Source organism: Geothrix oryzisoli (assembly GCF_022808865.1).
In the GTDB taxonomy this organism is placed as follows: Bacteria; Acidobacteriota; Holophagae; order Holophagales; family Holophagaceae; genus Geothrix; species Geothrix oryzisoli.
This window is the reverse complement of the sequence record NZ_JAKZLB010000005.1, coordinates 49,020-75,085: the sequence shown is the minus strand read 5'-3', so window position 1 is coordinate 75,085 and position 26,066 is coordinate 49,020. Positions and strand designations below refer to the sequence as shown.

The window sequence follows — 26,066 nt, the reverse complement described above, 5'->3', positions numbered from 1 at the left end:
ATGGTCGTCGTCATCCCTTCAACAGGTTGATATCGTCCACCTGGACGGTGTCGCGCCTGCGGTAGAGGGCCACCACCAGGGCGAGCCCCACGGCCACTTCGGCGGCGGCGAAGCCCATCACCAGCAGGGCGAAGGCCTGGCCGGCGACCGAGCCGTTGTGGCGGGCGAAGGCGATGAAGTTCAGGTTGGCGGCGTTGAGCATGAGCTCGACGCACATGAGGATGATCAGGGCATTGCGCCGGATGAGGACGCCCGCGATGCCGATGGAGAACAGCAGGAAGGAGATGAGGAGGACTGCGTTCAGGCTGACCATCACACCCGCTCCGTCTTTGCCAGCACCACGGCACCCACCAGGGCCACCAGCAGGATCACGCTGAGGATCTCGAAGGGCAGGAGGTAGTCCGCGAAGAGGCCGCGGCTCACCGCCTGGGCGTTCTGATGGGCCACATCCAGTCCCTTGGCCAGTTCCGGCCGCAGCACCAGGGCCTCCGGCGAGGCGACGCCGAAGAAGGCTTTGCGGAACACGGCCAGGAACATCGCGGCACCCACCGCGACGGCTGCGACCGCGTAGCGCGACTGCAGCTGGAAGACCTCACCCTCCTTCTTCTTGCTCACTTCGACGAGCATGACCACGAAGAGGAAGAGCACCACGATGCCTCCCGCGTAGACCAAGATCTGGGCCACGCCCAGGAACTCGGCTTCCAGCGCAAGGAAGCATCCGGCGATGTTCAGCATCGCGAAGAGGAAACCCAACACGCTGTGGATCGCGCTCTTGGAGGCGATCATGAGCAGGCCGCCGACTAGGGCCATGACGCCGAAGATGGCGAACATGTTCCGGCCGATCGTTTCGATGAAATGTTCCATGGGACGTCCTCTGGATAGGCGCGAAAGGGGAATCAGTCGTCAGCCACGCTGAACTTGCCCGTCGGGCTGAGTTCGAACATGTTCTGGCCGAGCCCTTCCGTGCCCAGGGAGAAGTCCTCCCGGTTGTAGGCGGCCAGCTCGAACTGGTGATTGAGGATGATGGAATCGAAGCCGCAACTCTCCACGCAGAATTCGCAGAAGATGCAGCGCTCCATCTCGAAGTCGTAGCGCACGGGGAAGGGCATCTTGCGCCCCTCCTTCTTCCCCTTCTCGATGGTGATCACCTGGGTGGGGCAGATCTTCTCGCAGGCCAGGCAGCAGACGCACTTGATCTCGCCCTGCTCGTCCTTCAGAAGGGTCAGGCGTCCGCGGAACCGCGGCTGGACCTTGGCGGGCACCTCGGGGTACTCGGAGACGATGTGGAACGGGACCTTGCGCCGGTTGGCCGTGAAGAAGACCTGGCTGAAGTGCTTGCCGGTGACGGACAGGCCCTTGGCGATGTCGGCGGGGATGAGGGTCCTCAGGAACTTGTTCATGGACGGCCCCTTAGACGGCGAAGCAGCGGATGACGGCCGCCAGCAGGAGGTTGACCAGCGCCAGGGGGATCAGATACTTCCAGCCCACGGCCATGATCTGGTCGTACCGGTAGCGGGGGATGGTGCCGCGCACCCAGATGTAGGTGAAGAGGAGGAAGACGATCTTGGCCACGAAGAAGATGGCGTGGGGCTGTCCGAACCACGACAGGAACCCGGGCAGGTAGGGGTTCAGCAACCCCTGCAGGCCGAAGGGGAGCAGCCAGGGGCCGCCCAGGAAGAAGGCGGAGGCCAGGGCCGACACGACCGTCATGTTGATGTACTCGGCCAGATAGAAGAGGCCGAACTTCATGCCGGAATACTCGGTGTGGAAGCCCGCCACCAGCTCGTTCTCGGCCTCGGGCATGTCGAAGGGCAGGCGGTTGGTCTCCGCGAAGCCGCAGGTAAGGTAGAGCAGGAAGCCGATGACCTGGGGCACCAGGGCCCAGGCCGGCATGCCGGTCGCCATGCGCGAGGACATCTCGCTGAAGTTGAGGCTGGCGGCGAGGACCACGGGGGCGAGGAGGCTGAGGGTCAGCGGGACTTCGTAGCTCACCATCTGGGCCGCGCTGCGCAGGCCGCCCAGGAGGGGGTACTTGGAGTTCGAGGACCAGCCGGCAAGGACGATGCCGTACACCCCCACGGTCGCCACGCCCAGGATCCAGAGCAGGCCCACGTTGATGTCGGCGATGCCCCCGGAAACCGGGAGGCCGCCCAGGTAGGGGAACCAGGCGGGGAAGGTGAAGAAGGTGCCGGGCACGAAGGAGATCGCGGCGAACACCACGATCGCGGCCACCATGCTGATGGACGGCGCGAGGAAGAAGACGAACTTGTCGGCCTTGGCCGGCATGATGTCCTCTTTGAGGATCAGCTTGAGCACGTCACCCACGAGGCCGGGGATGCCGCGCCAGTAGGAGAGGACAGGCACCCTGCCCATCTTCCACATGGTGCGGTTCATCCAACCGCTGAAGCCGACATGGCCACTGGCGACACGAGTGGAGCCCAGGCGCTGCTGGAGGTGGCCGAGCACCTTGCGCTCGGCGAACACCGTGAGGGGAACGACGACGAAGACGAAGATCACCACCAGCAGGCACTGGATGAGGGTGATCACGATGGACTGGGTGAGGGTCGGGGTCGGCATGTCTTGGGATCCTCGTCGGCTAGCGGTCGATCTCGCCGAGCACGATGTCCAGGGAACCGATGGCCGCGACGACGTCGGCGATCAGCCCTCCCTCGGCCATCTTGGGCAGGGATTGGAGGTTGATGAACCCAGGAGCCCGAACGTGGAACCGGTAGGGATTCAGCGAGCCCTTCTCGCCCACGAGGTAGTAGCCGATCTCGCCCTTGGGCGACTCGGTGGCGTGGTAGACCTCGTTGACCTCGGACCGCAGGATCTTGGGGAGCTTGGCCATGACCGGGCCTTCCGGCATGCCGTCCATGCACTGCTGGATGATCCGGGCGCTCTGGCGCATCTCCGCCATGCGGACCTGGTACCGGGCGTAGGTGTCCGCCTCGGTGCGGGTGGGCACCTCGAAATCCATCTCGGCGTAGGCCGCGTAGGGGAAGGCCTTGCGGATGTCGTAGGCCACGCCGGCCGCGCGGAGCATCGGCCCGGTGACGCCCAGGGCGATGGCGTCCTCGGCGCTGAGCCGGGCGACCCCGACGGTGCGCTTCTTCCAGATGCGGTTCTCGGTGAGCAGGTTCTCGTATTCCTCGAGGCAGCTGGAGAACTTGGCCAGGAACTTGTGAACCAGCTTCTCGAAGCCGGGGGGCAGATCCTCGCGCAGGCCGCCGATGCGGAAGGCCGTGGTCGTGAGGCGGGAGCCACAGAAGGCCTCGTTGATGTCGAGGACGTCCTCGCGCTCACGGAAGGCGTAGAGGAACACCGTCAAGGCGCCGATGTCCATGGCATGCGTGCCCAGCCAGATGAGGTGGGAGGCGATGCGGTTGAACTCGTTCAGCAGGGTGCGGATGTAGTGGGCGCGGCGGGGCACGGTGATGCCGAGCAGCTTCTCGTTGGCCTCCACCCACCCCAGGTTGTTGGCCACGGCGGAGCAGTAGTCCATGCGGTCCGTCCAGACCTGGCCCTGGAAGAAGGACTGGTTCTCGCAGATCTTCTCCACGCCCCGGTGCAGGTAGCCGATCATCGGCCGGCAGTGGGTGACGGTCTCGCCATCCAACCGGAGCTTCACCCGGAGCACACCGTGCGTGGACGGATGCTGCGGGCCCAGGTTGATTTCCATTTCCTCGTTCTTGAACACCGTCCGCTCCTAGTCCGCCTTGGGTTGCTTCAGGTTGATGCCCAGCTGGCCGGCCTTCTGGAGGGCGATGCGCTCAAGCATGCCGCCGCGGTCCTCGCGGAAGGAGATGTCGCGCTGGCCCCAGCCCACGGTCGGGTAGTCCTTCCGGAGGGGATAGCCCTCCCAGTCCTCGGGGCAGAGGATGCGGGTCATGTCCGGATGGTTCTGGAAGCGGATGCCGAGCATGTCGTAGATCTCCCGCTCCATCCAGTTGGCGCTGGGATAGAGGGGGCAGGCGCTCTCCGGCATGAACCCTTCGGGCGCGAGGATGCGGAGCCGGAGCCGCTTGCGGCGGCTGATGCTCGTCAGGTGGTAGACCACGCTGCAGGTGAAGTCCTTGGCCGCCGGATAGTGGGTGGCGGACTGGTCGGCGAGCATCTCGTACTTCAGGTCGGCCTCGTCGCGGCACAGGGCCAGCGCCTCGAGGATGGCCTCTTTCTTCACCTGGCAGACCAGTTCTCCGGCCTGCTCGAAGACCTCCTCCACCTTGTCGCCCAGGAGGGCCTGCAGCTTCAGGAGATCGGCGTCCGTGGCCTCCTGCGGAACTGGGGCCTTCATGTCGTTGTCGTCCTTGCGGGGGACCGGCCGGACGGGAGGCTTGGGGGCGTCCTTGCCCTCGGCCTCGGCCTTGGCCTTGGCGGTCTCAAAGTCCGCCAGGGTCTTCTGCCACTTGGCCTCATCGGCCTCGGTGGCGGCCTTCTGTTCGGCCAGGTAGGTCCGGTAGCCCGGCAGGGGCACCGTCTTGGGCATGGTGATCTGGCGGTTCGGCGCGGCCTTGTAGTCGTACACGTAGGGGCCGGCAGGTGCCTCCGGAACTTCCGGAGTCTGGGGGACGTTCGGTTCCGACATCAGCCGACCTCCTCGAAGATGTCTTTGTACCGGTCAGCCAGGCTGCTGGTCATGATCTTGTCCTGCAGCTTCAGGAACCCGTAGATGAACGCCTCGGGACGGGGCGGGCAGCCGGGGATGTAGACATCCACGGGGATGACCTTGTCTACGCCCTGGATCGTGTGGTACGAGTCGAAGGGGCCGCCGGCGGTGGCGCAGGAGCCCATGGCCATCACCCACTTGGGTTCGGGCATCTGGTCGTAGAGGGTCTTGATGACCGGGGCCATCTTGTAGGTCACCGTGCCCGCGATGATCATCAGGTCGGCCTGGCGCGGGCTGGCACGGAAGATCCCGGCGCCGAAGCGGTCGAAGTCGAAGCGGCTGGCGCCGGCGGCCATCATCTCGATGGCGCAGCAGGCCAGGCCGAAGGTCACGGGCCACACGCTGGTGGCGCGGGACCAGTTCATGACCTTCTCCACCTTGGTGGTGATCAGGATGTGCTCCAGGGCGGTGGGTTGGTTCATTCCCATGTCAGGGCTCCCTTGGACCAGATGTAGCCGTAGCCGAACAGCAGCAGGAACAGGAACAGGCCCAGTTCGATGAAGCCGAACACGGCCAGTTCCTTCATCTGGATGGCCCAGGGCATGAGGAACACCGTTTCCACGTCGAACACCAGGAACATCACTGCCACCAGGTAGTAACGGACGGAGAACTTCTCCCGTGCCTCGTTGGTCGTGACGATGCCGCACTCGTACGTGGCGTACTTCGCCGCGCTGGGCCAACTGGGCCGCAAGAGTCGCGACAGATTCAGGATGATGATTGGCAGGGCCACTGCTACCAGGATCAGCAGCAGGATGGACGCGTACCCACGCATGGAGCCTCCAGGACCAGTCATTGTGGAGTGCCGGTCCCACGCAGGTCAACGATCGAAGCCAACCGTGGCGTCCTTTGTGATCCAGGTCCAATTCCGCCCCTTCGGGTGGGCCCACCTTCCAGTAGGATGTTTCCATGACTTTTCCTAATTCCCCGGACCCTGCGGACGCCGTCGAGACCGGCGACTCGGCCCTGACTGACTTCCGGCCGGCCCGGGAGTTGTACCCCACCCTGGACCTGACCCGGGAACTGGTGGAGTTCGCCCTGTTCCAGGCCATCCCCCTCGACCTGATGCTCAAGCACCACTTCGTGCCGGTGCAGGAGCGGGAGGGCGTCCTGTGGCTGGCCATGGCGGACCCCCTGGACATCCCCACCCAGGACCTCCTGCGGCAGCAGCTCAAGCGGCCCCTCCGGTTCGCCGGCGCCCCGCTGGCCCAGATCCAGGAAGTGCTGAAGAAATCGGAGAGCGGCCAGAAGGTCATGGACGAGGCCGGCGAGGCGCTCAAGATCCAGGTGCTCCACGAGGAGGATCTTGACGACGAGGTGCTCGACCTGGAGCGCCTGACCGACAAGGACGAGGCTCCCATCGTCCGCCTGGTGGACACCACCATCTTCAACGCCCTGCAGCGCCGCGCCTCCGACGTGCACCTGGAGACCACGGCCACGGGCTTCCAGATCAAGTACCGCATCGACGGCAGCCTCTATCCGGCGGCCGAGCCCATCGACCGGCGCTTCGCCTCGCCCATCATCAGCCGCATCAAGGTCATGTCCGAGCTGGACATCGCCGAGAAGCGCAAGCCCCAGGATGGCCGCTTCAAGCTCAAGGTCCGCGGCCGGGCCATCGACTTCCGCGTGAGCATCATGCCCACCATCCACGGCGAGGACGCGGTCATCCGCATCCTCGACAAGGAGAACCTCACCGAGGAGTTCCAGACCCTGACCCTGGAGATCCTCGGCTTCTCCGACCACGAGCTGAAGCGCCTGCGCCGCTTCGCCCGCGAACCCTACGGCATGTTCCTGGTGACGGGCCCCACGGGCTCCGGCAAGACCACCACCCTCTACGCCGTGCTGAGCGAGATCAAGGCGCCCGAGGACAAGATCATCACCATCGAGGATCCCGTCGAGTACCAACTCGAGGGCGTGACCCAGATCCCCGTGAACGAGAAGAAGGGCCTCACCTTCGCACTGGGCCTGAGATCCATCCTGCGCCACGACCCCGACAAGATCCTCGTGGGCGAGATCCGCGACCCGGAGACGGCCCAGATCGCCATCCAGTCCGCCCTCACGGGCCACCTGGTCTTCACCACCGTCCACGCCAACAACGTGCTGGACGTGATCGGCCGCTTCCAGCACATGGGCGTGGAGGTCTACAACTTCGTCTCGTCCCTGAACTGCATCCTGGCCCAGCGCCTCATCCGCGTGCTCTGCCCCAAGTGCAAGCGCCCCGCCCCGCCGCCCGCCCCCCAGGAGCTGGAGGAGAACGGCGTGGACGAGGCCTGGCTGAGGAGCGCCACCCTCTTTGACCGCGTGGGCTGCGTGGACTGCCACGGCACGGGTTTCCGCGGCCGGCAGGCCATCATCGAGTTCATGGGCCTCAACGACGAGATCCGCGAGCTGCTCATCCAGCGGGCGCCGACCCGCGAGGTGAAGGCCGCCGCCCGCCGGGGAGGCATGCAGTTCCTCCGCGAGAGCGCCATCGAGAAGGTGCGGCTCGGCATCACCACCTTCGCCGAGATCAACAAGGTGACCTTCCGCGACGGCGCCTGATCACCCCCGCTCAGCGCGCATTCGGCGGGGCCTTGGTGCGTTTCACCAGGTCCCGGAGCTCCGCCAGGGCCGGCTCGAGCGACCTGGGGAACTCGCCCCGGGCCTTCGCCGCCTCGGCTTCCGCCAGGAAGGTGGCGGCGTAGTCCCGGGCCGCCGAAACGGCCCGGGCGTACCGCGGGTCGCCACGGAGCTTCTGCAGGTCCGGATCCACGAGCAGCCAGTCCAGGAAGGGCGGGAAACCCGAGTTCGCGCACTGGTCCAGCAGCCAGAGGGCTTCTTCCCGAAGGCCCAGGCGGACCAGCAGGGGAACGTAGAACACGGCGCGGTTCACCCAGTCCATGGCGCCCAGGTCCGCCCTGCGCCAGTCCTGGTGGACCTGCCGCCCCAGCCGCCTCCCGCCGTCCAGGTCCCCGTCCATCAGGAACCGCATGAGTCGCGAGGCCTCCTGCCATTGGACCTCGGTGTAGGCCTTCCGGGCCTCCTCATAGCGGCCGGCATGGAACAGGGAGAAATACAGGATCCAGGTGTGGAACCCCTGCTGACTCTCCACCCGCGCGGCGCGCTCCGCCACCGCGACCCCTTCGGCGGCGTCCCCCACCATCGTCAGGCACATGGCCGCCCATGAGTAACCCAGCGGGTTCAGGGGATTCAGTTCCACGCTCCTCAGACCGGCGGCTTTCTGGAAGCCGGCCGTGGGGGCGACGGATCCCAGCGTGATGAAGCCCCGGGCCTCGGTCGGCGCATGGTGCGTGGCCTTGATGGCGAACGCCGTCACGGCCGCGGGATCGACCTTGGGCCGGTTGACCTCGATCCGGCTCCGCACCGCCCAGGCACGGCCGCAGCGGGGATCCAGAGCCAGCGCCTGCGCCACCCACTGCTCCGCCTCCGCGCCAGCCCGCGCATCCCTCGTGATGAAGTGCTGGGAGTCGAAGAGCCCGGCGATCTCCGCAACCAGCTGCGCATTGGCGGGGTCCAGCGCATGGGCGCGCCGGAACGCCGCCAGCGCCTGATCGAAGTCCCGCGGGTCCTTGCTGCGGGCATAGCGCTGCTGGAAGAACACGCCCTCCCGAAGGCCCAGTTCCACCTCCACTTCCATTGGGCCACCCCCGATCCGGCGCGGATCCTGAGTGGCACTGGACAGCTTCAGGAAGCCGATGAGCGAATCCGCCGCCTGCTCCAGAAGCTGCTGGTAGGCCCCGCGCGATCCTTCGAACCGGCCCGCCCACTTGACCTTCAAAGTGGCTGTCTCGACCAGCTGGACCGTCAGGATGAGTCGCTCTCCCTGGGCGGTCACGGAGGTCACCACCAGGTTCTCCACCCCATAGGCCTCTGCGATCTTTCCCAGGTCCCCATGCATCTTCTCCACCTGGTAGCTGGTGGGCGGCACCTTCATGTCCACCCCCTCCACGCCCGCCAGCAGGGCCGAGAGCGAGTGGGGAATGGCGTCCGCCAGGAAGGCCGATTCGGTGGGTCCCACCACTTTGGAGGGCAGGGCCACCAGGTTCGAGTTCCGGGGCGACCTCTGGGGTTCCGGGCTCCAGGCGGCCCAGCCCAGGGCCACGGCCACCCCCGCCAGGGAGACTCCCACCAGGGCCAGCCTCACGCGGCGCCTCCCTCCCAGCGCAGCCGCAACCCCAGGGAAGCCCTCGCCGGACGAGGCCTGCCGACGCAGGGACCCCAGCTGCCGCGCCAGGTCCTTCGTCGAGCCGTACCGCTTCCCCGGCGATTTCTCCAGGCACCGCGCCACCACGGCCGCCAGCGGGCCGGACGGCACCAGGGGGGCCGGATCCCCGCCCACGATCGCCGCGAGCGTCTCGGTGGTTGAAGGCCCCCCAAACGGCTGGCGCCCGCTCAACATCTCGTACAACACCACCCCAAGGCTGAACTGATCCGAGCGGAAGTCCACCGGATGGCCGCAGGCCTGCTCTGGGCTCATGTAGGACGCGGTGCCCAGCACCATTCCCGCCAGGGTCTCCGCGCCTGAGTCCTGCCTTCCCAGCGGCCCCTGCTTGGCCAAACCGAAGTCCAGGATCTTCACGACCCGGTCCCGCGTGAGGAAGAGATTCTCCGGCTTCAAGTCCCGGTGGACGATCCCCCGTTCATGAGCCGCGGCGAGCCCCGCCGCGATCTGCCCGGCCAGATCCACCACCCGCTCCACGGGAAGGGCCCCCTGCCCCATCAGGGTCCGGAAGGTCTGCCCCTCCAGGAGCTCCATCACCAGGTATGGGGAACCCTCATGGGTGCCGAGATCGTGGACCGTGAGGAGGTTTGGATGGTTCAGCGCGCCCGCCGCGCGCGCCTCCTGCTCGAAGCGCTTCAGCCGCTCCCGGTCCTCCGCGAACCCTTCCGGCAACACCTTGATGGCCACTTCGCGGCCCAGCTTGGGGTCCTCCGCCCGGTAGACTTCCCCCATGCCGCCTTTCCCCAACAAGGTGAGGATCCGGTAGGGGCCGAGGTTCGTTCCAGGCGCGAGGCTCATGGAGCACGACCGTAGGTAGAGTCTCAGCAGGCTAGCAGAATTCCGGCTAGGCGGACCGGCCGAAGTTCAACAGTTCCGCCGAGGTCTCGAGGCCATTGGCCAGGTCGAGCAGCACCTCCCGCGGGGCGGGTTCCTGGGCGGCGTCGGCCAGGGCGCGCACGACCCGGGCGGTCCCGTGGGGATCTTCCACCAACCGCCGCAAGGCGTCGAAAGCCTCCCGCTTGAGGCTTCCCCCCACGGTGTCCGGAAGCTCGTGCAGCTGCTCGATGGCGTGGCCCAGGCTCAGCACCGCCAGGATCCCCTTGGGCCAGCGCCACCCCAGGTCCTTCGCCCGCCCCAGGTGCAGCGAAAGCCGGAGAATCTGCCGCGCCCCCCGCGCCCGCCAGTCCGCGAGGGCCTCGCCGGGGCCGGTCTCGACCATCCGCAGCAGGTCCCGCCGGATCACGCCCACGGCGTCCTCCGCCTGCCGGACGGAACGCCGGGGCATCAGGATGTAGTTGCCCGCCACCAGGGAGGCTGCGGCGGCCAGGGCGGCCGAGCCTCCAACCACCTCCTTCGCGCCGGGGCTGCCCGTGGCGCCCGCCTGGCTGGCCAGCAGGAAGCACATGTTGAAGTCCACGCCGGCCAGCGCCGTGCGGGGGTGGGCCCTGAGGAGGCCCCCCACCAGCAGAAAGGGCGCCAGCGTCCACAGGAGCCCCGGAGGCGAGGGGAAAGCGGGTTGCACCCCGAGGCGGTAGAGGATCGCGACGAAGGCCCCGGCCGCCACCCCGGCCAGCAGCTTGGGGGCGATGTGATGGGGAAGCGCCATGGAACCCAGCACCAGCGAGAAGATGCAGACGCCGATGGCAGCCTGGACCGCCAGAGGCGAGCCCACCCGATGGGCCAGGGCCGCCGCCAGGAAGGTCGCGGCCCCGGAGGCCAGGGCCGTGCGTCCGGCCTGGGGCCATTCCCGGTGCGGCGCGAGGGCGGCCAGCTCCCGCCGCAGGGGGAGGGCGGTGGATCCATCCAGAGGCCGGCCAAGGGCGGCATTGGCCTCCAGGAGGCGAACGAGGGCATCGGCGAGGCGCCCGGAGCCGGGGATCTCCGCCATCCGGGGGACCTCGCCCATGGGCGGGCAGCCCTCCGAACGGAGGTGCTCCGCCACGGGGTCCAGCCCACGGGCCAGCGCATCGGCGCCGGCCGCCCCCGGGCGCCCATCCGGCCGGAGCGCCACGGCGGCGCTCATGGTTCCGAGCATGCCCACCATCAGCGAGTCGACATCATGCAGGCGGCGGTAGCCTTCGAAAGAACCCGCCAGGATCAGGCGCGCGGAGGCTTCGACTTCGCTGATCTCGGCGAGGATCCTGCGCTTCTCGACACTCAGGGTGGAGGCCCCGCGGCGCAGGACTTCAGCCGCGTAGGCCACGGCATCCGCCGACAGCAGCCGGATGCGCAGGAAGAACGCCTGGCGGGGCGATTCGGGGGTCGCCAACCCCGTGATCACGGTGGCCACCATCACGCCGATGAGGGTGCATTCCACCCGGGCGATGGCGAACTCCAGCGAGGCCCCCGGCGCCAGCACGGCCGGCATCACGACGATGGCTGCGGTGATCCCCGCCAGCAGCGCCCCGTAGCCGTGCACCCCCCGCAGGACATGGGTCAGCCCGCCATTGAGGGCCACCCACAGGCCCAGCAGGCCGAATTGCACATACGCATCCACGGGAATGTGGAGGATCGCGAAACCGACCGCCGCGCCCAGCAGGGTGCCCAGCACGCGGAAGAGGGCCCGCTCGACCAGCACGCCCCGGGAGGCCTGGGCCACCACCCACACCGGCATGGCCGCCCAGTAGGCGTTCTGGACATGCACGAGCGTGGCGATGGCGAAGGCCACCCAAGCCGACAGGGCCAGCACCAGCGCCCGCACGACCACGGCGCGGTCGAGGTGCGGCGCTTTCATCCCGCGCCCTTGACCAGTTCCCGTTCCAGGCTCTGCAGCCGTTTGAGGCGTGCGAAGAGACCCGCCTCGAGGGCCAGTTCATCCGGGGTGCCCAGCTGGATGGCCCGGCCCTCCTCCAGCACCAGCACCCGGGCGCAGGTCTCAGCCACGAAGACCCGGTGCGTGGCCAGCACCAGGGTGGACTTGCCGAGGAAGGCGCGGAGGTTCTCGAGGATGCGGCTTTCGGTTTCGGAGTCCACCGCGGAGAGGGCGTCATCCAGCAGCAGCAGCCGGGGCCGGCGCAACAGGGCGCGGGCCAGGGCCGTGCGCTGGCGCTCGCCACCGCTGAGGGCCACGCCCCGCTCGCCCACCACGGTGTCCAGGCCATCCGGCAGGCGGTGGATCAGTTCATCCATGGCCACCACCCGGGCGATCTCCCAGATCTCCTCCTCCGTGGCCTCGGGGCGGCCCATGGCCAGATTCATGCGGAGGGTGTCGGAGAACAGGAAGGCCTCCTGGGGCACCCAGCCCAGCCCCGCCCAGTGGCGGCGCAGCGTGGTGTCGGAAAGCGGCTCGCCGTCCACGAGCATCCGCCCCGCCTGCGGGGCCCGCAGGCCCGCCAGCACCTGCAGCAGCAGGGTCTTGCCGGAGCCGATGCCCCCCACGACGGCCAGGCTGTCGCCGGGCGCGAGGGCGAGGTCCAGGGGGCCCAGGCCACGGCCGGTCTCGAAGCGGTGCGTCACATCCTCGAGCGCCAGGGCCGCCGGAACCTCCGGCAGGGTGATGGGTTCGGCTGGAGGCAGCGGCCGTTCGGGGCTGTGAAGCAGCTGATCCAGCCGCTCCTGGCCGGCCTTGGCCCGCTGGAAGAGGTTGGCCGACCAGCCCAGGCTCATCATGGGCCAGGCCAGGGCCACAAGGAAACCCGTGAAAGCCGTGAGGTCGCCCAGGTTCAGGATGCCCCGCACCATCAGGCTGCCGCCGTAGGTCACCAGCACGAGGGCGGACACGCCGCTGATGAGGGCGGAAAGCGGCGCGTAGGCGCTGAAGATGACCGACTGCTTCATGCTGAGCGAGGCATGGCGCCGGCTGAGCGCGTCGAACTGCGCCACCCGGACCTCCTCCAAGCCGAAGGCCTGCACCACCCGTTCGCCGCTGATGGTCTCGTGGCTGTGGGTGGTGAGGGCCGAGAAGGCCAGCTGCAGCTTCTGCTGCACCATGTGGCTCCACTTCCCGATGACGTAGTAGCCCATGGCCAGGAAGGAGAAGGGCAGCATCACCGCGAGGGTGAGCCTCCAGCTCGTGCTGAACATCAGGCCCAGCGTCACCGGCAGGATCGAAAGCACCTGGAGGAAGCTCATGAGCCCCGGCCCCGTGGCCATGCGGACGGTGCCCACATCGTCGCCCAGGCGGGACATGAGATCGCCCACCCGCTGCCGCTCGTAGAAGGCGAAGGGGCGGGAGAGCAGGAAGGTGTAGAGGGATTCGCGCTGCTCCCGCTCCACATCGCGGCTGAGGCCGATGAGGGTGTTGCGCATGAGGTAGCGACCGATGCCCGCAACCGCCGTGAAGGCCAGCATCCACGCCAGGAAGACCCGCGAGCCGTGCCAGTCCTGCCGCTCCAGGGCGTGCACCGCCCGCCCCGACCAGTAGGGCACCACCGAAGCGGCCACGCTGCACCAGACTGTGGCCGCCAAGCCCCAGTACAGGGTGCGCCGGTGGCGGTCCATCAGCGGCCACCACCAGAACAGCTTGGACTCCGAAAGATCCGCCACGAGGCCTCCGCCAATCAGAGTAGCAACACCGATCCCCGGACCCTAGGCTGGTCGGGCAAAACCGCCGGCAGGAGGACCGGCGGACTGCGGTTCCCCGAAGCGGGGCCGCCCCCTGAGCGCCACCCCTTGGCAGGCCTCCGGGCCCCGGGCATCCTGGAGGAAACTTCCTCGAGCCTCCCACGATGCGGAACCGCCTGGTCGCCCTGTCCCTGGTCTTCCTCTCGGCCCTGCTCCCAGCCCGGGCCCAGATGGTGGAGGAGTCCCTGCCCAGGGATCCGGGGCCGCTCGACTTCATCCACGGCGACAGCTACGAGCAGTGGATCCTCCAGGCCCTGGCTGGCGACGCCCTGGTGGGCCTCGGAAGCAGCGGCCAGGCGGTGCCGCGCCTGGCGACCTCCTGGAAGATCCAGAGGGATGGCACCATCACCTTCACCCTGCGCGAGGATGTGCGCTTCACGGACGGCAGCCCGGTCACCCCGGAGGACATCCTGTGGACGCTGGCGGAGATCCGCCGCGATCCCAAGGCCAGCCCGACCAAACGGGCCATCCTGGAGGGCGCCACGGCGGGCCAGCAGGATGGCCGGGTCTGGATCCGCTCGCCCAAGCCCCCGGGCCGCCTGCTGCTGGAGCTGGCCCGGGTGCCTGTGGCCCAGAAAGGCCACCCGGAGCGGGGTTGCGGCCCCTTCCGGTTCCAGAAGGAACCGGCGGCCTGGACCTTCTTCCGCCGCGAACACTTCCTGAAGCCCGGTGTCGACGGCATCCGGTTCCGCCTGCTGGGTGATCCGACCACAGTGCTCCAGGCCCTCCAGAAGGGCTGGCTCACCATCGGCGCCCCGCCCGCCCGACCCGTGGCACCTCCCGCCACCCACCGGGTGCTGGTCCAGCCCATGAACGCCCAGCTCGTGGTGTGGAGCCACGCCGGAACGGGCCCCCTTCAGCTCCTGGAACGCTGGCGCCAGGATGCCTTCCCGCCGGGTCTCCTGGGGCAGAATGCCAAGCCCAGCCGCGGTCTGTGGCCGGAGAGCCTGGGCTTCGAACCCCAGGCCATCGAGACTGAAGCCGCCCCGCCCAGACCTCCGGCGCCCCTGAAGCTGATCTATGTCTCGGGCGATGCCTTCACCGGGAACCTGCTGCTCGCCCTGCGGGAGCGGGCCCGCAAGGACGGCTTCGACCTCCAGTTGATCCCCCTGGAGCAGGCCATCCTCGTGGACCGGCTCCGCAAGGGCGACTTCGACCTGGCCTGCTCCGTGGTCGTCTTCGAGCCGCACCCCTGGGCCGTCCTGGAATACATGGAACCCAAGGGCCCCATGAATGTCACCGGCTGGCACGATCCGCAGTTCGCGGCGCTGGCCGCAGGCCTCCGGCAGGCAGGAGAGGTCGGCTGGCGGGATCTCCAGAGCCTCTGGGCCGGCCATCCGGCCGCCCTGCCCCTGCTCGACTTCCAGAGCGTCATCTGGGTGGACAAGCGCCTCGAAGTGGCGCCCAGTCCCCTGGGGCTCTACCTGGGCACCCCCGGAGCCGCGGGCTGGCGCTGGAACCGGTGACCTGGCCTTCCTCCCGCCGGCCCCTGGCCCAGGGCGTCGCCATCTGGGGCCTGGCCCTCGCCCTGGCCTGGAGCCTTCCCGGGGCTCTCTGGCGCCCGGTCCCGCCACCGCCCTTCCCCTTCCACGCCCTGGTCCCCGCCGGGATCGGCCTGACCCTCCTGGCCGTGGCGGCGCCTCTGCTGGCCTGGCTTGGCGGACCGGACCTCGCGACTCGGCGGCCTCTGGCCCTCCTGGAGGCCCCGCCGGACCTGCTCTGGGCCGGCGCCCTGCTGGCGTTCTGGCCCGCCGCCTGGGGTCCCCCGGGTCCGGAGGGCTGGCTCCTCGCCTTCCTCGCCGCGGCGCTTCCCGGCGAGGTTCGCTGGCTGGCCTCGGCCCTTCCAGGCGAAGTGCCCTTCCCCGCGGCCTGGGGGCGGCAGGTGGTGCGGAAGACGCGCCAGCTCGCCCTCCTGCGGCTCCTGGGCCGCTGGCTGGCCGCCCGCCTGCCGGTCTGGCTCACCGCCTCCCTGGTGCTGGAGCGGATGCTGGGCGTGCCGGGCCTCGGGACGGATTGGATGGACCGTGTGGCCGGGCGGGACCGGGCGGGCCTCGCGGCCTGGGTGGCGGCCCTGGCCCTGCTCTGGCTGCTGTCCAGGTCCCTGGATGCCGAGCCGGCCTCGTGAGATGGCGCCTCGCCTTCCTGCTGGCCTTGGCCCTGCCGGACCTGCCTCTGGACCCCTTCCATGGCAGCCTCGCGGCCTCGCTTCGGCACCCTCTGGGGGTGGACGAGCTAGGACGGGACGCCCTGGCGCGGTTGCTGCTGGCGGGTGCCCGCAGCGTGGGGTTCGCCAGCGCCTGTGCGCTGCTGGCGCTCGGCTTGGCCCTGGTCCTGGCCTGGCGGGGGCAGCGCTGGCACGGGGCCCTGTCGGCCCTCCGCAGCCTGCCGCCGGTGCTCTTCCTGCTGCCCCTGGCTGCGGTCACCGGCGGGATCGGTGCCCCGGCCCTGCTCCTGCTGCTGGGTCTGCTGCTCGCCCCCCACCTGGAGCCGCCCCTGCGCACCCGGCTGGAAACCTTCCGCCAGTCACCGGCCTGGGCGGCAGAGCGCACCCTGGGCGCCACGCCGGCCTCCAGCCTCCGCCGCTGGGCTCCCTGGGGCTGGGAACAGACCACGGGTCTCCTCCCCAGCGCCTGGCTCGGCGCCCTCTGGGGCGAGGCCACCCTGTCCACGCTGGGCCTGGGCCCGGGTCCCGACCACGACAGCCTGGGCCGGCTCCTCCTTGAGCAGCTGCCGCGCCTGGCCACCGACCCCACGCCCCTCGGCTGGGCCGCCCTGGCCCTGGTGCTGGCCCTCGCCTGGAGCGCCTCCCGAGGGACCGGAGACCAGAACACGGCCCTCAAGGGCAGGGCCAGTTACTAATCCTGTCGACCCTGTTCCGGCTTCCCGGCGGCTTAGAGCTTGGCCTGCATGATGTCGAGGATCTCTCCGTCGGCGCAGGCCATGCCCTGCTGGGCCAGGCGGCCCAGGTGGGCCAGGGAGGCTTCGCCGGTGGCGCCGACGATGCCATCCGTCGCCGGAATGCCGAAGCCCGCGAGGGCCAGCTCCGCCGAGCGGAAGGCGGCCTCGACCCCCGTCATGGCCTTCATGGCGCAGCCGATCTTGGCTCCGTCGCAGATGAGGCCCGCCAGGTTGCCCACCATGTTGTGGATGGCCAGTTCCATCTGGGGGATCCCGCCGCCGCCCAGGTGCACCAGGCCCACGGCGATGCCGATGCCCGCGGCGTTGGAGGCGCCGCACACCGCGGAGAGCGTCCCCAGGCGGTGCGTCGTGGCTGTGGTAAGGAGGCAGGCCAGGGCCAGGGCCTCCTCGATCCGGGCCTCGGAGTAGCCCTGGTGCCGGGCCCACAACCCCAGCGCCACGGACACGGTGATGCCCTTGTTGCCGGATCCTGCCAGGGACATCACCGTGAGCGGCTCACCGGACATGCGGCCCAGCACCCCGGAACTCACCAGGCGCGGGATGCGCAGCCACGGCTCGCCCTCCGGTCCCGGCACGAAGCCCGGCGGCAGATGGCCCACGCTCTGCTCGGCCATGGCCAGGTTCAGGGCCAGGCCCTGGCGCAGGCGCGCCCGATCGACTTCGGTGATCGTGCCGGCCAGGGCTGCCAGCTCCGCCAGGGACATGGATCCCACCTGCTCCCGGATGCGGTCTCCCGCATCCGGACCGACCTGGGCCGCGGCCACGGGCACCGCGACACCGTCGGCCTCCAGGCGCACCAGACGGGTGTGCTCCTGCTCCAGGACCGCCCGGCCCACACCACCCTCGCTGGCCACGATGCAGTCGATGTAAAGGTCCGGGCGGGTGGCGTCGACCTCCACGTGGAGGGCCCCGCGCTCCAGGAGCCGCTCAGCCCGCTCCAGCGCCTCCGGCGTGACGGACTCGAAGATCTGCAGGGCCGGGGACGGATCCGGCAGCACGGCCCCCAGGGCCAGGGCCCAGAGCACGCCTGTGCGCCCCCCGCTGTTGGGGATGCCCACGGCATGGCAGTTCTTGTAGGTGCGCACGTCGAGCACCAGCCGGGCCATGCGCGGCTCGCCCTGGCCCTGGCGGGCGGCCAGGCAGGCGGCGTAGGCCACGGCCGCGGGTTCCGTGCAGCCCAGGGCGGGTTTCCACTCGGCAGAAAGATAGTCGGTCAGGTTCATGGCCATCCTCGGGGCCCCATTCTGGCCGGAATGAAGCATGTCCCCGGTCACAGGCCCTGCGCTACCCTACCGCCCATGACTCCCCTCGTCGGACACCCCCTCCCCGCCTTCTCCCTCCAGGACGACCAGGGGGCGACGGTCACGGCCGCGGACCTCAAGGGCCACTGGACCGTGCTCTACGCCTACCCCAAGGACAGCACCCCCGGCTGCACCACGGAGGCCTGCGACTTCCGCGACAACCTGGCCCGGGTACAGTCCCTCGGCGCCCAGGTGTACGGGATCAGCCGCGACAGCCTGAAGAGCCACCAGAACTTCATCACGAAGCAGAGCCTCCCCTTCCGCCTGCTCTCCGACCCCGACTGCGCCCTCCTTAAGCCGCTCGGCGCCTTCGGCAAGAAGCTGATGTACGGCAGGGAAGTCGAAGGCATCATCCGCAGCACCTTCCTCGTCGATCCCAAGGGCATCGTTCGCCACGCGTGGCCCAAGGTCAGCGTGAAAGGGCACGTGCAGGACGTTCTGGACGTGCTTTCGAACCTGAAGGGCTGACATGAACTGGACCTACCTCGGGATCGCGGCCCTCCTGCCGCTGACCGCCGCCTTGATCGCAACCCTGCTGGCAGGGGCCGTCCAGGCCATCCGCTCCAACCGGGCCGGCGGCAGCAGCCGCGTGGCCTTCCACCGCCTCCTCCGCACCCTGGCCCTGGTGTTCCCCCTCGCGTTCCTGCTGGCCGCACTCTGGGATGGCCATCGGGTGTGGCGAGGCCTTACGGGCGTCGCGCTGGGCCGACCGGCCGACCAGCGCGTGATCGGCCAGCTGCGTGCCAGCGGCCGTCATTTCCTCCGAAAGGATCCAGCCAAAGCTGCTCTCTGGTTCCAACGGGCGGCCGAGGGGGGCGATGCGGAGGCGCAACTCCTCCTGGCCCGAGTCCTACTGAATGGCCAAGGCCTCCCCCGTGACCCCGAAGGCGCCCTCCGGTGGGCCCAGGCTGCGGCGAACCAGGGCCTTCCCGATGCCATGGTCCTCACCGGAGACCTGCTGCGCCCAGGCGACGCAGCGGCCGCCGGAAGCTGGTATCAGCGCGCTCTGGCCGGCTATCGCCAGCGGATCCAGTCGGGAGACGCGGATGCCTGCCTGTCCTATGGCCTGATGCACGCCACCGGCAAGGGCATCGAGAAGGACCCCGTCGAAGGCGTGGCCTGGATGCTCGTCGCCCAGCGCCTGGGGATGGACCCGCTCAAGGCCGTCATCCTCAAGCTGAGTGAAGGCCCCCTCAACAAGCCCCAGCGCGAGGAAGCCGCCCAGCGTGCGGCCGCCATCCAGAAGACCCTGCCCCCGAAGGGGAAAAGCTGAAACCGGATTTCAATCCTGCCCAAGCCTTCCGAATGGCCGGCGCCTATCCCGCCATGATGCTGAAGCCGCCATCGACGTAGAGCACCTGGCCGGTGATGCCACGGCCCATGTCGCTGACGAGGAACACGCCGGCATCTCCGACTTCCAGCTGGTCGGTATCCCGCTGCAGCGGCGTGTGGGAACGGTGGGCCTTCAGCTTCGAGCCGATGCCGGGAATGGCCGAGGAGGCCAGGGTCTTGATCGGGCCTGCGGAGATGGCGTTCACCCGGATGCCCTGGGGGCCGAGGTCGGCGGCCAGGTAGCGAACCGTCGATTCCAGGGCGGCCTTGGCCACGCCCATCACGTTGTAGCCGGGCACCACCCGCTCGCCGCCCAGGTAGGTGAGGGTCACGATGGCGCCGCCTTCGGCCATGAGGGGCTGGGCCGCATTGCAAACCGCCGCCAGGGAGTAGGCGCTGATGTCGTGGGCCACCCGGAAGTCCTCGCGGCTGGTCTCCACGAAGCGGCCTTCCAGGGCCTGCCGGGGCGCGTAGGCCACGGCATGCACCACGAAGTCCAGCTTGCCCCACTTCTTGCGGATCTCGTCGAAGGCCATGACGATCTGGCTGTCGCTGCCCACGTCCATGGGCAGCAGCAGGGGGTTCTTCAGGTCCGCCGCGAGCTCGCGGACGTTCTCGCCCAGGCGCTCGTTCTGGTAGGTCAGGCAGAGCTGGGCACCGGCCTCGGCCACCTTCTGGGTGATGCCCCAGGCAATGGACCGCTTGTTCGCCACGCCGATGATCAGCCCGCGCTTCCCCTCCAACAACCCGCCCTTGGTGCTCATGCGATCTCCTCCAGAGTCGTGTGCAGACAATCACTTAGCATAGCGGAACCCGCACCGCCACGCTATACCCGGGGTCAGGACTGGACCACGGGCCTCGGCGGGCCGGCCCCCCGGAGGAAGACCGATCGTCCCCGATTTCAGGGATGGCGCTGAAATCAGTGGCAAAAAAAATCTTCCCCCAATCCTGTCCATCCGGCCCTCCGATCCTGTTAATCCTGGTTTCGCCTGTTTGCTGAAAGGCCGTCCGTGCCCCTCCCCATCCCCATCGCCCTGATCCTCCTGGCCCAGTCCCCAGCCCCCGCCTTCCGCGCCGACCTGGACGCCGGACGCTACCTCAAGGTGCTGTCGGACGCCGAGGCCCGGCTGCGCCAGGACGGCAGCGACGCTGCCGCCTGGGCCGCGAAATCCCAAGCTCTGTCCAGTCTCCAGCGCTTCACCGAGGCCCGTGTGGCGGCGGATCGCGCACTGGCCTTGAAACCCGGTCTGGCTGATGCCCTGCTGGCCCATGGTCTGGCCCGGGCCGGTGAGGCCATCCGCCAGCGCGATCTGGGCAGCCTTCGGGGGGCCCTGAGTGCCATGGACGACCTCCGGGCCGCCACCGAGGCCGACCCCACCTTGGCTCCCGCCTGGATGAGCCTGGGGCTGGCCTACGAGATGCTGCCAGGGATCCTGGGCGGTTCCACGAAGAAGGCCCTGCGCTGCGCCGACCAGCTGCGCCGCTTGGCCCCCGCCCGGGGCGACCTCCTCCAGGCTCTCGTCCTGGTGGAAGAGGACAAGTGGCGCGAGGCCGAGCCCTATTTCGGCCGCGCTCTGGCCCAGGCCCCGCAGGACCCCGAAGTGGTGGGCCAGTGGCTGGACGCCCTGGACCGCCGGCCCGCCAAGCGGGCCCTTGGCGAAGCGGGAAAGAATGCCCGCCTGCTGGCGGAAGCGCCCCGCCTGCTGCCCGGGGTGCGCACCCGCGCCCGCGGCGTGGCCGCCGTCAGCGATGCCTACCTCCACGGCGGTCGGCCCGACCTGGCTTGGCAGGTCGTCCAGGACCACCTCGCCCGCGTGGACGCCCCCAGCCTCCTCCGCCTGCAGCTCGGCAAGGTGGCCGCCGTCAGCGGCCTCCACCGCCCCGAGGGCCTCGCCGCCCTCGATCAGGTCCTCCGCGAACCCCTCGAAGGCGGTGCCGCCGGCTACCCCGGCGCCTGGTGGCGGAAGGGGCAGATCCTGCGGGACCTCGGGAAGAAGGACGAAGCCCGCAGAGCCGCCCAGGAGGCCCTTAAACTTGATCCCAGGCACCGGGGGGCGAGGGAATTGCTGGAAAATTCGGGGCCAAGTTAGGGCCTGCATTCCAGACTAAATATCAGGCATACCCATTGGGGTGGTCCCTCTTCCAATCCCAGGTATCCCGGATGATCCCCTCTAGGTCGGCATGGCGGGGCGCCCATCCAAGTTCCCGGCGGATTTTCTCTGAACTGGCAATGAGGATCGCTGGATCCCCGGGCCTGCGAGGAGCCTCAACCACGGGAACCGGGCGCCCAACCACTCGTTCTACTGCAGCGATCACCTCTCGGTTGCTGAATCCCCGGCCATTCCCCAGGTTGAAGATGTGCCGCCTGCCAGGAAGTTCTGCCTCCAGCGCAAGGATGTGCGCGCTGGCCAGATCCATTACGTGGATGTAATCACGAACGCATGTTCCATCGTGCGTAGGGTAGTCCGTACCGAACAGGGTAAGTGCCTCGCGCTGACCCATGGCCGTCTCCAGCAACAGGGGGATCAGGTGCGTCTCTGGGCGATGGTCCTCCCCGTAAACCGGACCTGCCCCCGCCGCATTGAAGTAGCGCAGAGAGATACAAGTCATGTCGTGAAGTTTTGCCACCCAATCCATACCGTGATCTGCAAAAAGCTTGGCTTGGCCATAGGTGTTGGTCGGGCAGGTGGGGTGGGCCTCATCGATGGGCGTGTATTGCGGATCGCCATAGACTGCCGCGGTTGATGAGAAAATGAACTTGCGAACGCCCCGATGGGCTGCAATCTCCAACAGTCGGAACGTATTCCCCGTGTTGTTCCGCAGGAACCGACTTGGGTCCCGCATGGATTCTCCGGCCTCAATGTAGGCCGCGAAGTGCATCACAGCAGCGAAGGGTCCCTGGTCAAATGTCCGCCACAGCACCTCATCCGAAGCCAGATCGCCTTTGACAAGCCTCGCCCCTACAGGAACGGCCTGCCGGTGCCCCTTCTCCATGGAATCCAGGATGACCACCTCATAGCCCCTAGAGATCAACTCCGCGGCCACCGTGCTTCCGATGAAGCCTGCACCGCCTGTGACTAAGATTTTCATGGGGTTTGAGCGTCCATCATTCATTCCTTATACATTGAATCTGTGTTGCTATTTTGGTTTGAATCCAAACGAGCAGTACTGCCCCCCCATCGGGAACTTCCGGAGCATTTTTTCTACCCAGGGGAAACGCCGGGTCAGCCCTTGGGGAAGGAACAGGAAGAAATCCATTCCCATATTCCGGAAACCCTGACGGTGCATCAGGCGGCGTGCAAGCCTGCCAAGTAGAAGCTGTGCATCCGCATCCACTGGGCATCTCCGCACGATGATCTGGGTGACCGGGTTCAGGGGATTATGCTCCACCATGGCGAAGATCCCGCCCGGGACGAGAACACGGAAAATATCCCGCGTGAGCGCATCACGATCCGCCGGCAGCACATGGTGGTACACACAGACGGCGGAGACGAATTCGAAGCTCTCGTCCGGATAAGGGATCGAAGTGGGGGTTCTCTGCACCCGGACATTCGGGTTGCCTGCTCGGGCCAGCATTTCAGCCGAAGGGTCGCAGCCCGCTGAACCGGCAAAATCAGCCTGCGCCATGGACATCAACTCACCCTGGCCACACCCCACATCCAACCACCGCATGCGGTGGGGGTCCATTCCTTGGCGTGCGAAAAAAGCTGCGAAGACCTGGCGTTTCCTCTCGGCAAAGAACCCGGAATCCTTCGTGAAAGCCTCCCGGATGGGATCCTTCAGAAGTTCGCGGTACTGCCCTGCGAACCCATCGAATTCCCTGTTCTTGTCTTCATGATCCACAGCATTCATGGGAGGTCGGGCTCCTGAGGCCGGTTCATGCCTTCGGGGGGAAATTCTTGGTTCTTGCGACGACATACAGAGGGCGTTCCTTGACCTGCTCATAAATCTTGGCCACATATTCACCGAGCAACCCGATGCTCACCAAGATGGTTCCTCCAATAAAGCAGGTGACCGCAATGCTGGAAGCCCACCCGCGAACCACGTCGAGACCCCAGAAGGTAGCCCCCATGGCGAACAGGCCGTAGCTGAAACTCCCAATGGCCAGAGTCATGCCCGCTCCGAAGATCAGCCTGAGGGGCAAGGGAGAGAAGGAGAGCGCCGCATTCCAAGCGAACAGGAGCATCTTGCTCAATGGGTACTTGGTTTCCCCGGCCGCTCTGCGGGGCCGTATGAATTCGACGGAGGTCTGTGGGAAACCGATCCAGGCCACCATACCGCGGAGAAATCGATGCGTTTCACGCATGGATTGCAGGGCATCAAGGCAGGGGCGGCTCATGAGCCGGTAGTCTCCCACATCAACTGGCAAGTCTTTGTGAATCAGTCGGCGCATGATTCTGTAGAACGCCCATGCGGTGGCCTTCTTGAACCAGGTCTCGCCTTCGCGGGCGGTCCGCTTCGCATAAACCACATCGAAGCCCTGGCAGTATTTTTCGAGCATGGCGCTGATAAGCTCGGGCGGATCCTGGAGGTCAGCATCCATCAAGATGACAGCTTCTCCCCGCGAGAAGTCCAACCCTGCCGTTGCTGCCAATTGGTGCCCAAAATTCCGGGCGAGCGCGAGTACCTTCAGGCGCGAGTCGGATTCTGATTCCTTGAGCAGAATCTGAATGCTCCTATCGCTGCTGCCGTCATCGACCAGGATCACCTCCGAAGGACAGGAGAGGGTGTTGAGGATCTCCCTGAGCCGGGGTATCAGGAGCGGTAAAACCTCTTCCTCGTTGAAAATCGGAATGACCAGCGAGAGGAGCGGGGGAAGGGGCCGCGGCACCAAGTCGAAGAACGTATCGCTCATCGGGAACCAGATCCTTGTGTGGGAGATCCTAGGAGAGGGGGTTCCCGAGAGTAGCATGCAGCGTTCTTGCCATTTTCGAACGGCCCAAGCCATCCAGAGCTCTGCATTCGCTATCCTGACACTGTCGAAGACCAGACCCAGGCATGTCGAATCCATCCGTAATTTCCGCCGGAACATCATCTCGGGGGTGCCCATGGGCCCACGCAAGGCTTGGGTTGAGAAACTACAAGCATTCGCCCTGTCCTCCCCCGGTGTCTTCCTGGCCATCACCGGGTTCGCCGGATTGCTCGTGGGCTTGGCCCAAGCTGTCCGCCCCTACCCCTTCACAACGACCGCGGACAACCTCCCTTACTATGGCCCGCTGATCAAGGCACACACGGACTGCCTGTTGGACCACGGCCAGCTGCTCCGCATGGTTTGGGATCTCGGCGCGGGCTGGTCTCCCTGGGAGAGCGGGCAGGTCGGTCTGCTTTACCCGGCATACCACTTGGCGAACCTGCTGGCCCGAATGATCGGTCATCCTCTTGCCATCCTGGAGACCAGCGCCTGGCTGCATCTGGTTCTGGCCGGGGCCTTCTCATGGCGCCTGCTTCCCACTCGGTTCGAATGGCGTGAGCGCCTGCTGGCCAGCCTTGCCACCATGGCCCTCCCCGGCCCCTTCATCCTTGGGGCCAACTGGCACAACTATCTGGCATGCCACCCCTGGTTCCTGGCCATGGCCCTCCTCTCCTGGCGAGACTCCGAACTGGAAATCCAATCCTGGCGCCCGAACCTGCCCATGGTCGGTGCCAGCCTGGCCTTCTTCCTATCGGCTCATCCAAGCATGTACGTGTTCGGGGTGTCTCTGCTCGCCCTATGGACCTTGTCCTACGAGAAGTGGGCATCATCGCGGCTGGGGATGGTCCGATTGGCCTTGGCCCAGATTCCCGCGGTGGCGCCTCTGCTTTATCTGAAGGGGGTTTCCACTGGGGCCAATCCCGATTGGATGCTGAGCCGGGACAACCCGAAATTCATCCTGATGCACGCGCAAACCCTGGGGACTTGGCTGCATGGAGTCTTGGTCGGAAACCTGATCCCCAGCGGAGGGTTCCAGGTCTGGGCCCGGGCCAGTTGGACGGGCATCGGCATGTTCTTCGCCCCCAGCCTCGTCCTTGTGGTGTGCCTGGCTTCAAAGAGGCGAAACTTCCGCCCCGTCGTGTTCTTCCTGTTCTTCGGCGCTCTGCTCAGCATCGCGACTTTCCCATGGCTTCGGTTCCTGGCTGTCGGACCCTTCGCGGGTTTCCGGTGGACCTGGAAGCTGAGCATCTTCTTTGGAACGCTGAGCCTCCTGTCGCTCCTGCGCGAAGAGGGGTTTAGGGGGCTCAAGCCTTATTGGCGCCAAGGCATCCTGGGAACCCTTTGCGTCCTGGGCACCTTGGTTTGCCTCAGAGGCCTCGCCTTCGATCTGCTTCCCAGCCTCCAGGGCACGCATGCCCTCGGTGCCCAGGTGGTTCTATCGGAGTCCCGCCGGTGCTTGGAAAAGGCTGAGGTTCCCCCCGGATCCCGCTTGGTGATGATCGGGGCCTTCAACATGCTGCAGCCCCTCCCCGTGCCCATGCTTGGCCTCATTGGCAATGCGCCATTACTTTATGACCAGGGGAACCTCTCGCTCTACGAGCCGATGGAGCCTGCCGTGGCGAGCCGGGCCCACTATGGCCTGACGGTCCCCTGGCGGGGGGCCATTCCCGTGGAAGGGTTTGCGGCCAAACGTCAGGAATCGATCGATCGTCTCCGGCAGGCTGGCGTTCAGGCTCTGGTGGCCGCGGACCCGATGGTGCTGGCCCCCCTCGGGAATGTCAGCTGTTTTGTGGATGTCCTTGGGCGGAGAACCTATGTCGCCCGAATGCCGGAGGCCATGCCCTTCACCTACCCATGGGCAGGGGTGCAGGGCCGGATGACGCCCTTGGAACACAAGCCCGATGGCAGGTTACAGACGGCCTCCCCCTCGGACCAGGTGCCATCCCTCAATAATCCCAGGGCAGTGGATTGGCAGCGCCTGCCGGACGGTCGCTGGGAAGGCACGCCAGAAGGGCCCGGCATGGTCTGGGTTCTTGGCGTGCTCCTGGGAGCATTGATGACAGCCTTATTGCTGGACCGATCCCGATTCCGGCCCTGATGCGTCAAAAAATGGACCCATTGCGTCAGCACCATCTCCTGAAAATGAGACGGGCC

24 protein-coding genes are annotated in these 26,066 nt (G+C 67.4%); 8 read left to right on the top strand and 16 right to left on the bottom strand.

The genetic code is table 11. The features are described from left to right. Positions 1–10 precede the first annotated feature (10 nt). From nuoK to MLE43_RS13825, 8 genes are read right to left on the bottom strand one after another with little or no spacing between them, the layout of a single operon-like run. On the bottom strand, positions 11–313 hold the full coding sequence (nuoK, locus tag MLE43_RS13860) for an NADH-quinone oxidoreductase subunit NuoK (RefSeq protein WP_243305041.1): 303 nt from the start codon (positions 311–313) through the stop codon (positions 11–13). Next, complete coding sequence (locus MLE43_RS13855) at positions 313–864, bottom strand: NADH-quinone oxidoreductase subunit J family protein (RefSeq protein ID WP_243305039.1); 552 nt, start codon at positions 862–864, stop codon at positions 313–315. Before MLE43_RS13855 ends, nuoK begins: the two co-directional genes overlap by 1 nt. A gap of 32 nt (positions 865–896) precedes the next feature. Continuing rightward, positions 897–1,400 (bottom strand): NuoI/complex I 23 kDa subunit family protein, encoded by a 504-nt coding sequence (locus MLE43_RS13850; protein ID WP_243305037.1) that lies wholly within the window; start codon positions 1,398–1,400, stop codon positions 897–899. 10 nt (positions 1,401–1,410) lie between these two features. Then, positions 1,411–2,577 carry a complex I subunit 1/NuoH family protein gene (locus MLE43_RS13845; RefSeq protein WP_243305035.1) on the bottom strand — a complete coding sequence of 389 codons (1,167 nt, stop codon included), beginning with the start codon at positions 2,575–2,577 and terminating at the stop codon, positions 1,411–1,413. A gap of 19 nt (positions 2,578–2,596) precedes the next feature. Further along, on the bottom strand, positions 2,597–3,697 hold the full coding sequence (locus tag MLE43_RS13840) for an NADH-quinone oxidoreductase subunit D (RefSeq protein WP_243305032.1): 1,101 nt from the start codon (positions 3,695–3,697) through the stop codon (positions 2,597–2,599). Positions 3,698–3,706: 9 nt separating this feature from the next. Then, on the bottom strand, positions 3,707–4,585 hold the full coding sequence (locus MLE43_RS13835) for an NADH-quinone oxidoreductase subunit C (protein WP_243305030.1): 879 nt from the start codon (positions 4,583–4,585) through the stop codon (positions 3,707–3,709). Next, a complete protein-coding gene (locus MLE43_RS13830) occupies positions 4,585–5,094 on the bottom strand; it encodes an NADH-quinone oxidoreductase subunit B (RefSeq protein WP_275975692.1) in 510 nt (169 codons plus the stop codon). Before MLE43_RS13830 ends, MLE43_RS13835 begins: the two co-directional genes overlap by 1 nt. Then, positions 5,085–5,438, bottom strand: coding sequence for an NADH-quinone oxidoreductase subunit A (locus MLE43_RS13825; RefSeq protein WP_243305028.1), 354 nt, complete (start codon positions 5,436–5,438; stop codon positions 5,085–5,087). The genes MLE43_RS13830 and MLE43_RS13825 overlap by 10 nt, the downstream gene beginning before the upstream one ends. 134 nt (positions 5,439–5,572) lie before the next feature. Here MLE43_RS13825 and MLE43_RS13820 point away from each other — a divergent pair, with 134 nt between their 5' ends. Next, a complete protein-coding gene (locus MLE43_RS13820) occupies positions 5,573–7,204 on the top strand; it encodes a GspE/PulE family protein (protein WP_243305026.1) in 1,632 nt (543 codons plus the stop codon). A 10-nt stretch (positions 7,205–7,214) separates the two neighbouring features. Here MLE43_RS13820 and MLE43_RS13815 read toward each other — a convergent pair whose 3' ends face one another. From MLE43_RS13815 to MLE43_RS13805, 3 genes are read right to left on the bottom strand one after another with little or no spacing between them, the layout of a single operon-like run. Continuing rightward, positions 7,215–9,683 carry a protein kinase domain-containing protein gene (locus MLE43_RS13815; protein WP_243305025.1) on the bottom strand — a complete coding sequence of 823 codons (2,469 nt, stop codon included), beginning with the start codon at positions 9,681–9,683 and terminating at the stop codon, positions 7,215–7,217. A 46-nt stretch (positions 9,684–9,729) separates the two neighbouring features. Continuing rightward, positions 9,730–11,619, bottom strand: coding sequence for an FUSC family protein (locus tag MLE43_RS13810; RefSeq protein ID WP_243305023.1), 1,890 nt, complete (start codon positions 11,617–11,619; stop codon positions 9,730–9,732). After that, positions 11,616–13,370: an ABC transporter ATP-binding protein gene (locus MLE43_RS13805; protein ID WP_243305021.1), complete on the bottom strand. Its 1,755-nt coding sequence runs from the start codon at positions 13,368–13,370 to the stop codon at positions 11,616–11,618. The genes MLE43_RS13810 and MLE43_RS13805 overlap by 4 nt, the downstream gene beginning before the upstream one ends. A gap of 182 nt (positions 13,371–13,552) precedes the next feature. Here MLE43_RS13805 and MLE43_RS13800 point away from each other — a divergent pair, with 182 nt between their 5' ends. From MLE43_RS13800 to MLE43_RS13790, 3 genes are read left to right on the top strand one after another with little or no spacing between them, the layout of a single operon-like run. Continuing rightward, the gene (locus MLE43_RS13800) at positions 13,553–14,914 is read left to right on the top strand and encodes an ABC transporter substrate-binding protein (protein ID WP_243305019.1); all 1,362 of its coding nucleotides are present in this window, start codon (positions 13,553–13,555) and stop codon (positions 14,912–14,914) included. Continuing rightward, on the top strand, positions 14,911–15,573 hold the full coding sequence (locus tag MLE43_RS13795) for a hypothetical protein (protein WP_243305017.1): 663 nt from the start codon (positions 14,911–14,913) through the stop codon (positions 15,571–15,573). Before MLE43_RS13800 ends, MLE43_RS13795 begins: the two co-directional genes overlap by 4 nt. Further along, complete coding sequence (locus MLE43_RS13790; RefSeq protein ID WP_243305015.1) at positions 15,570–16,307, top strand: hypothetical protein; 738 nt, start codon at positions 15,570–15,572, stop codon at positions 16,305–16,307. Before MLE43_RS13795 ends, MLE43_RS13790 begins: the two co-directional genes overlap by 4 nt. A gap of 32 nt (positions 16,308–16,339) precedes the next feature. Here MLE43_RS13790 and MLE43_RS13785 read toward each other — a convergent pair whose 3' ends face one another. Next, a complete protein-coding gene (locus tag MLE43_RS13785) occupies positions 16,340–17,590 on the bottom strand; it encodes an L-serine ammonia-lyase, iron-sulfur-dependent, subunit alpha (protein WP_243305013.1) in 1,251 nt (416 codons plus the stop codon). A 75-nt stretch (positions 17,591–17,665) separates the two neighbouring features. Here MLE43_RS13785 and MLE43_RS13780 point away from each other — a divergent pair, with 75 nt between their 5' ends. Together MLE43_RS13780 and MLE43_RS13775 are read left to right on the top strand one after the other, a co-directional pair. Continuing rightward, complete coding sequence (locus MLE43_RS13780) at positions 17,666–18,136, top strand: peroxiredoxin (RefSeq protein WP_243305011.1); 471 nt, start codon at positions 17,666–17,668, stop codon at positions 18,134–18,136. Position 18,137: 1 nt separating this feature from the next. After that, entirely contained in the window at positions 18,138–18,941 is an 804-nt protein-coding gene (locus tag MLE43_RS13775; RefSeq protein WP_243305009.1) for a tetratricopeptide repeat protein, read from the top strand. A 43-nt stretch (positions 18,942–18,984) separates the two neighbouring features. On the opposite strand, the gene MLE43_RS13770 is transcribed toward MLE43_RS13775, so the two are convergent. Next, complete coding sequence (locus MLE43_RS13770) at positions 18,985–19,764, bottom strand: enoyl-ACP reductase FabI (protein WP_243305008.1); 780 nt, start codon at positions 19,762–19,764, stop codon at positions 18,985–18,987. Between the two features lie 246 nt (positions 19,765–20,010). Between MLE43_RS13770 and MLE43_RS15025 the strand changes: the two genes are divergently transcribed. Continuing rightward, on the top strand, positions 20,011–21,090 hold the full coding sequence (locus MLE43_RS15025; protein ID WP_243305006.1) for a tetratricopeptide repeat protein: 1,080 nt from the start codon (positions 20,011–20,013) through the stop codon (positions 21,088–21,090). Positions 21,091–21,112: 22 nt separating this feature from the next. Here the strand turns inward: MLE43_RS15025 and galE are convergent, their stop codons facing one another. From galE to MLE43_RS13750, 3 genes are read right to left on the bottom strand one after another with little or no spacing between them, the layout of a single operon-like run. Then, positions 21,113–22,090, bottom strand: coding sequence for a UDP-glucose 4-epimerase GalE (galE, locus tag MLE43_RS13760; RefSeq protein WP_243305005.1), 978 nt, complete (start codon positions 22,088–22,090; stop codon positions 21,113–21,115). Positions 22,091–22,138: 48 nt separating this feature from the next. Then, entirely contained in the window at positions 22,139–22,852 is a 714-nt protein-coding gene (locus MLE43_RS13755; protein WP_243305003.1) for a class I SAM-dependent methyltransferase, read from the bottom strand. 25 nt (positions 22,853–22,877) lie between these two features. Then, positions 22,878–23,855 carry a glycosyltransferase family 2 protein gene (locus MLE43_RS13750; RefSeq protein ID WP_243305001.1) on the bottom strand — a complete coding sequence of 326 codons (978 nt, stop codon included), beginning with the start codon at positions 23,853–23,855 and terminating at the stop codon, positions 22,878–22,880. Positions 23,856–24,048: 193 nt separating this feature from the next. On the opposite strand from MLE43_RS13750, the gene MLE43_RS13745 reads away from it, so the two are divergent. After that, positions 24,049–26,010 carry a hypothetical protein gene (locus MLE43_RS13745; protein WP_243304999.1) on the top strand — a complete coding sequence of 654 codons (1,962 nt, stop codon included), beginning with the start codon at positions 24,049–24,051 and terminating at the stop codon, positions 26,008–26,010. The last annotated feature ends 56 nt before the right edge of the window (positions 26,011–26,066 follow it).

Bases quoted from the DNA above. Each gene is read 5' to 3' on its own strand.
- nuoK (WP_243305041.1), bottom strand. From the start codon at position 313: ATGGTCAGCCTGAACGCAGTCCTCCTCATCTCCTTCCTGCTGTTCTCC.
- MLE43_RS13845 (WP_243305035.1), bottom strand. From the start codon at position 2,577: ATGCCGACCCCGACCCTCACCCAGTCCATCGTGATCACCCTCATCCAG.
- MLE43_RS13815 (WP_243305025.1), bottom strand. From the start codon at position 9,683: ATGAGCCTCGCGCCTGGAACGAACCTCGGCCCCTACCGGATCCTCACC.
- MLE43_RS13770 (WP_243305008.1), bottom strand. From the start codon at position 19,764: ATGAGCACCAAGGGCGGGTTGTTGGAGGGGAAGCGCGGGCTGATCATC.
- MLE43_RS13780 (WP_243305011.1), top strand. From the start codon at position 17,666: ATGACTCCCCTCGTCGGACACCCCCTCCCCGCCTTCTCCCTCCAGGAC.
- MLE43_RS13750 (WP_243305001.1), bottom strand. From the start codon at position 23,855: ATGAGCGATACGTTCTTCGACTTGGTGCCGCGGCCCCTTCCCCCGCTC.
- MLE43_RS13745 (WP_243304999.1), top strand. From the start codon at position 24,049: ATGGGCCCACGCAAGGCTTGGGTTGAGAAACTACAAGCATTCGCCCTG.
- MLE43_RS13775 (WP_243305009.1), top strand. From the start codon at position 18,138: ATGAACTGGACCTACCTCGGGATCGCGGCCCTCCTGCCGCTGACCGCC.
- MLE43_RS13785 (WP_243305013.1), bottom strand. From the start codon at position 17,590: ATGAACCTGACCGACTATCTTTCTGCCGAGTGGAAACCCGCCCTGGGC.
- MLE43_RS13800 (WP_243305019.1), top strand. From the start codon at position 13,553: ATGCGGAACCGCCTGGTCGCCCTGTCCCTGGTCTTCCTCTCGGCCCTG.
- galE (WP_243305005.1), bottom strand. From the start codon at position 22,090: ATGAAAATCTTAGTCACAGGCGGTGCAGGCTTCATCGGAAGCACGGTG.
- MLE43_RS13755 (WP_243305003.1), bottom strand. From the start codon at position 22,852: ATGAATGCTGTGGATCATGAAGACAAGAACAGGGAATTCGATGGGTTC.
- MLE43_RS13830 (WP_275975692.1), bottom strand. From the start codon at position 5,094: ATGGGAATGAACCAACCCACCGCCCTGGAGCACATCCTGATCACCACC.
- MLE43_RS13825 (WP_243305028.1), bottom strand. From the start codon at position 5,438: ATGCGTGGGTACGCGTCCATCCTGCTGCTGATCCTGGTAGCAGTGGCC.
- MLE43_RS13810 (WP_243305023.1), bottom strand. From the start codon at position 11,619: ATGAAAGCGCCGCACCTCGACCGCGCCGTGGTCGTGCGGGCGCTGGTG.
- MLE43_RS13855 (WP_243305039.1), bottom strand. From the start codon at position 864: ATGGAACATTTCATCGAAACGATCGGCCGGAACATGTTCGCCATCTTC.
- MLE43_RS13820 (WP_243305026.1), top strand. From the start codon at position 5,573: ATGACTTTTCCTAATTCCCCGGACCCTGCGGACGCCGTCGAGACCGGC.
- MLE43_RS13835 (WP_243305030.1), bottom strand. From the start codon at position 4,585: ATGTCGGAACCGAACGTCCCCCAGACTCCGGAAGTTCCGGAGGCACCT.
- MLE43_RS13850 (WP_243305037.1), bottom strand. From the start codon at position 1,400: ATGAACAAGTTCCTGAGGACCCTCATCCCCGCCGACATCGCCAAGGGC.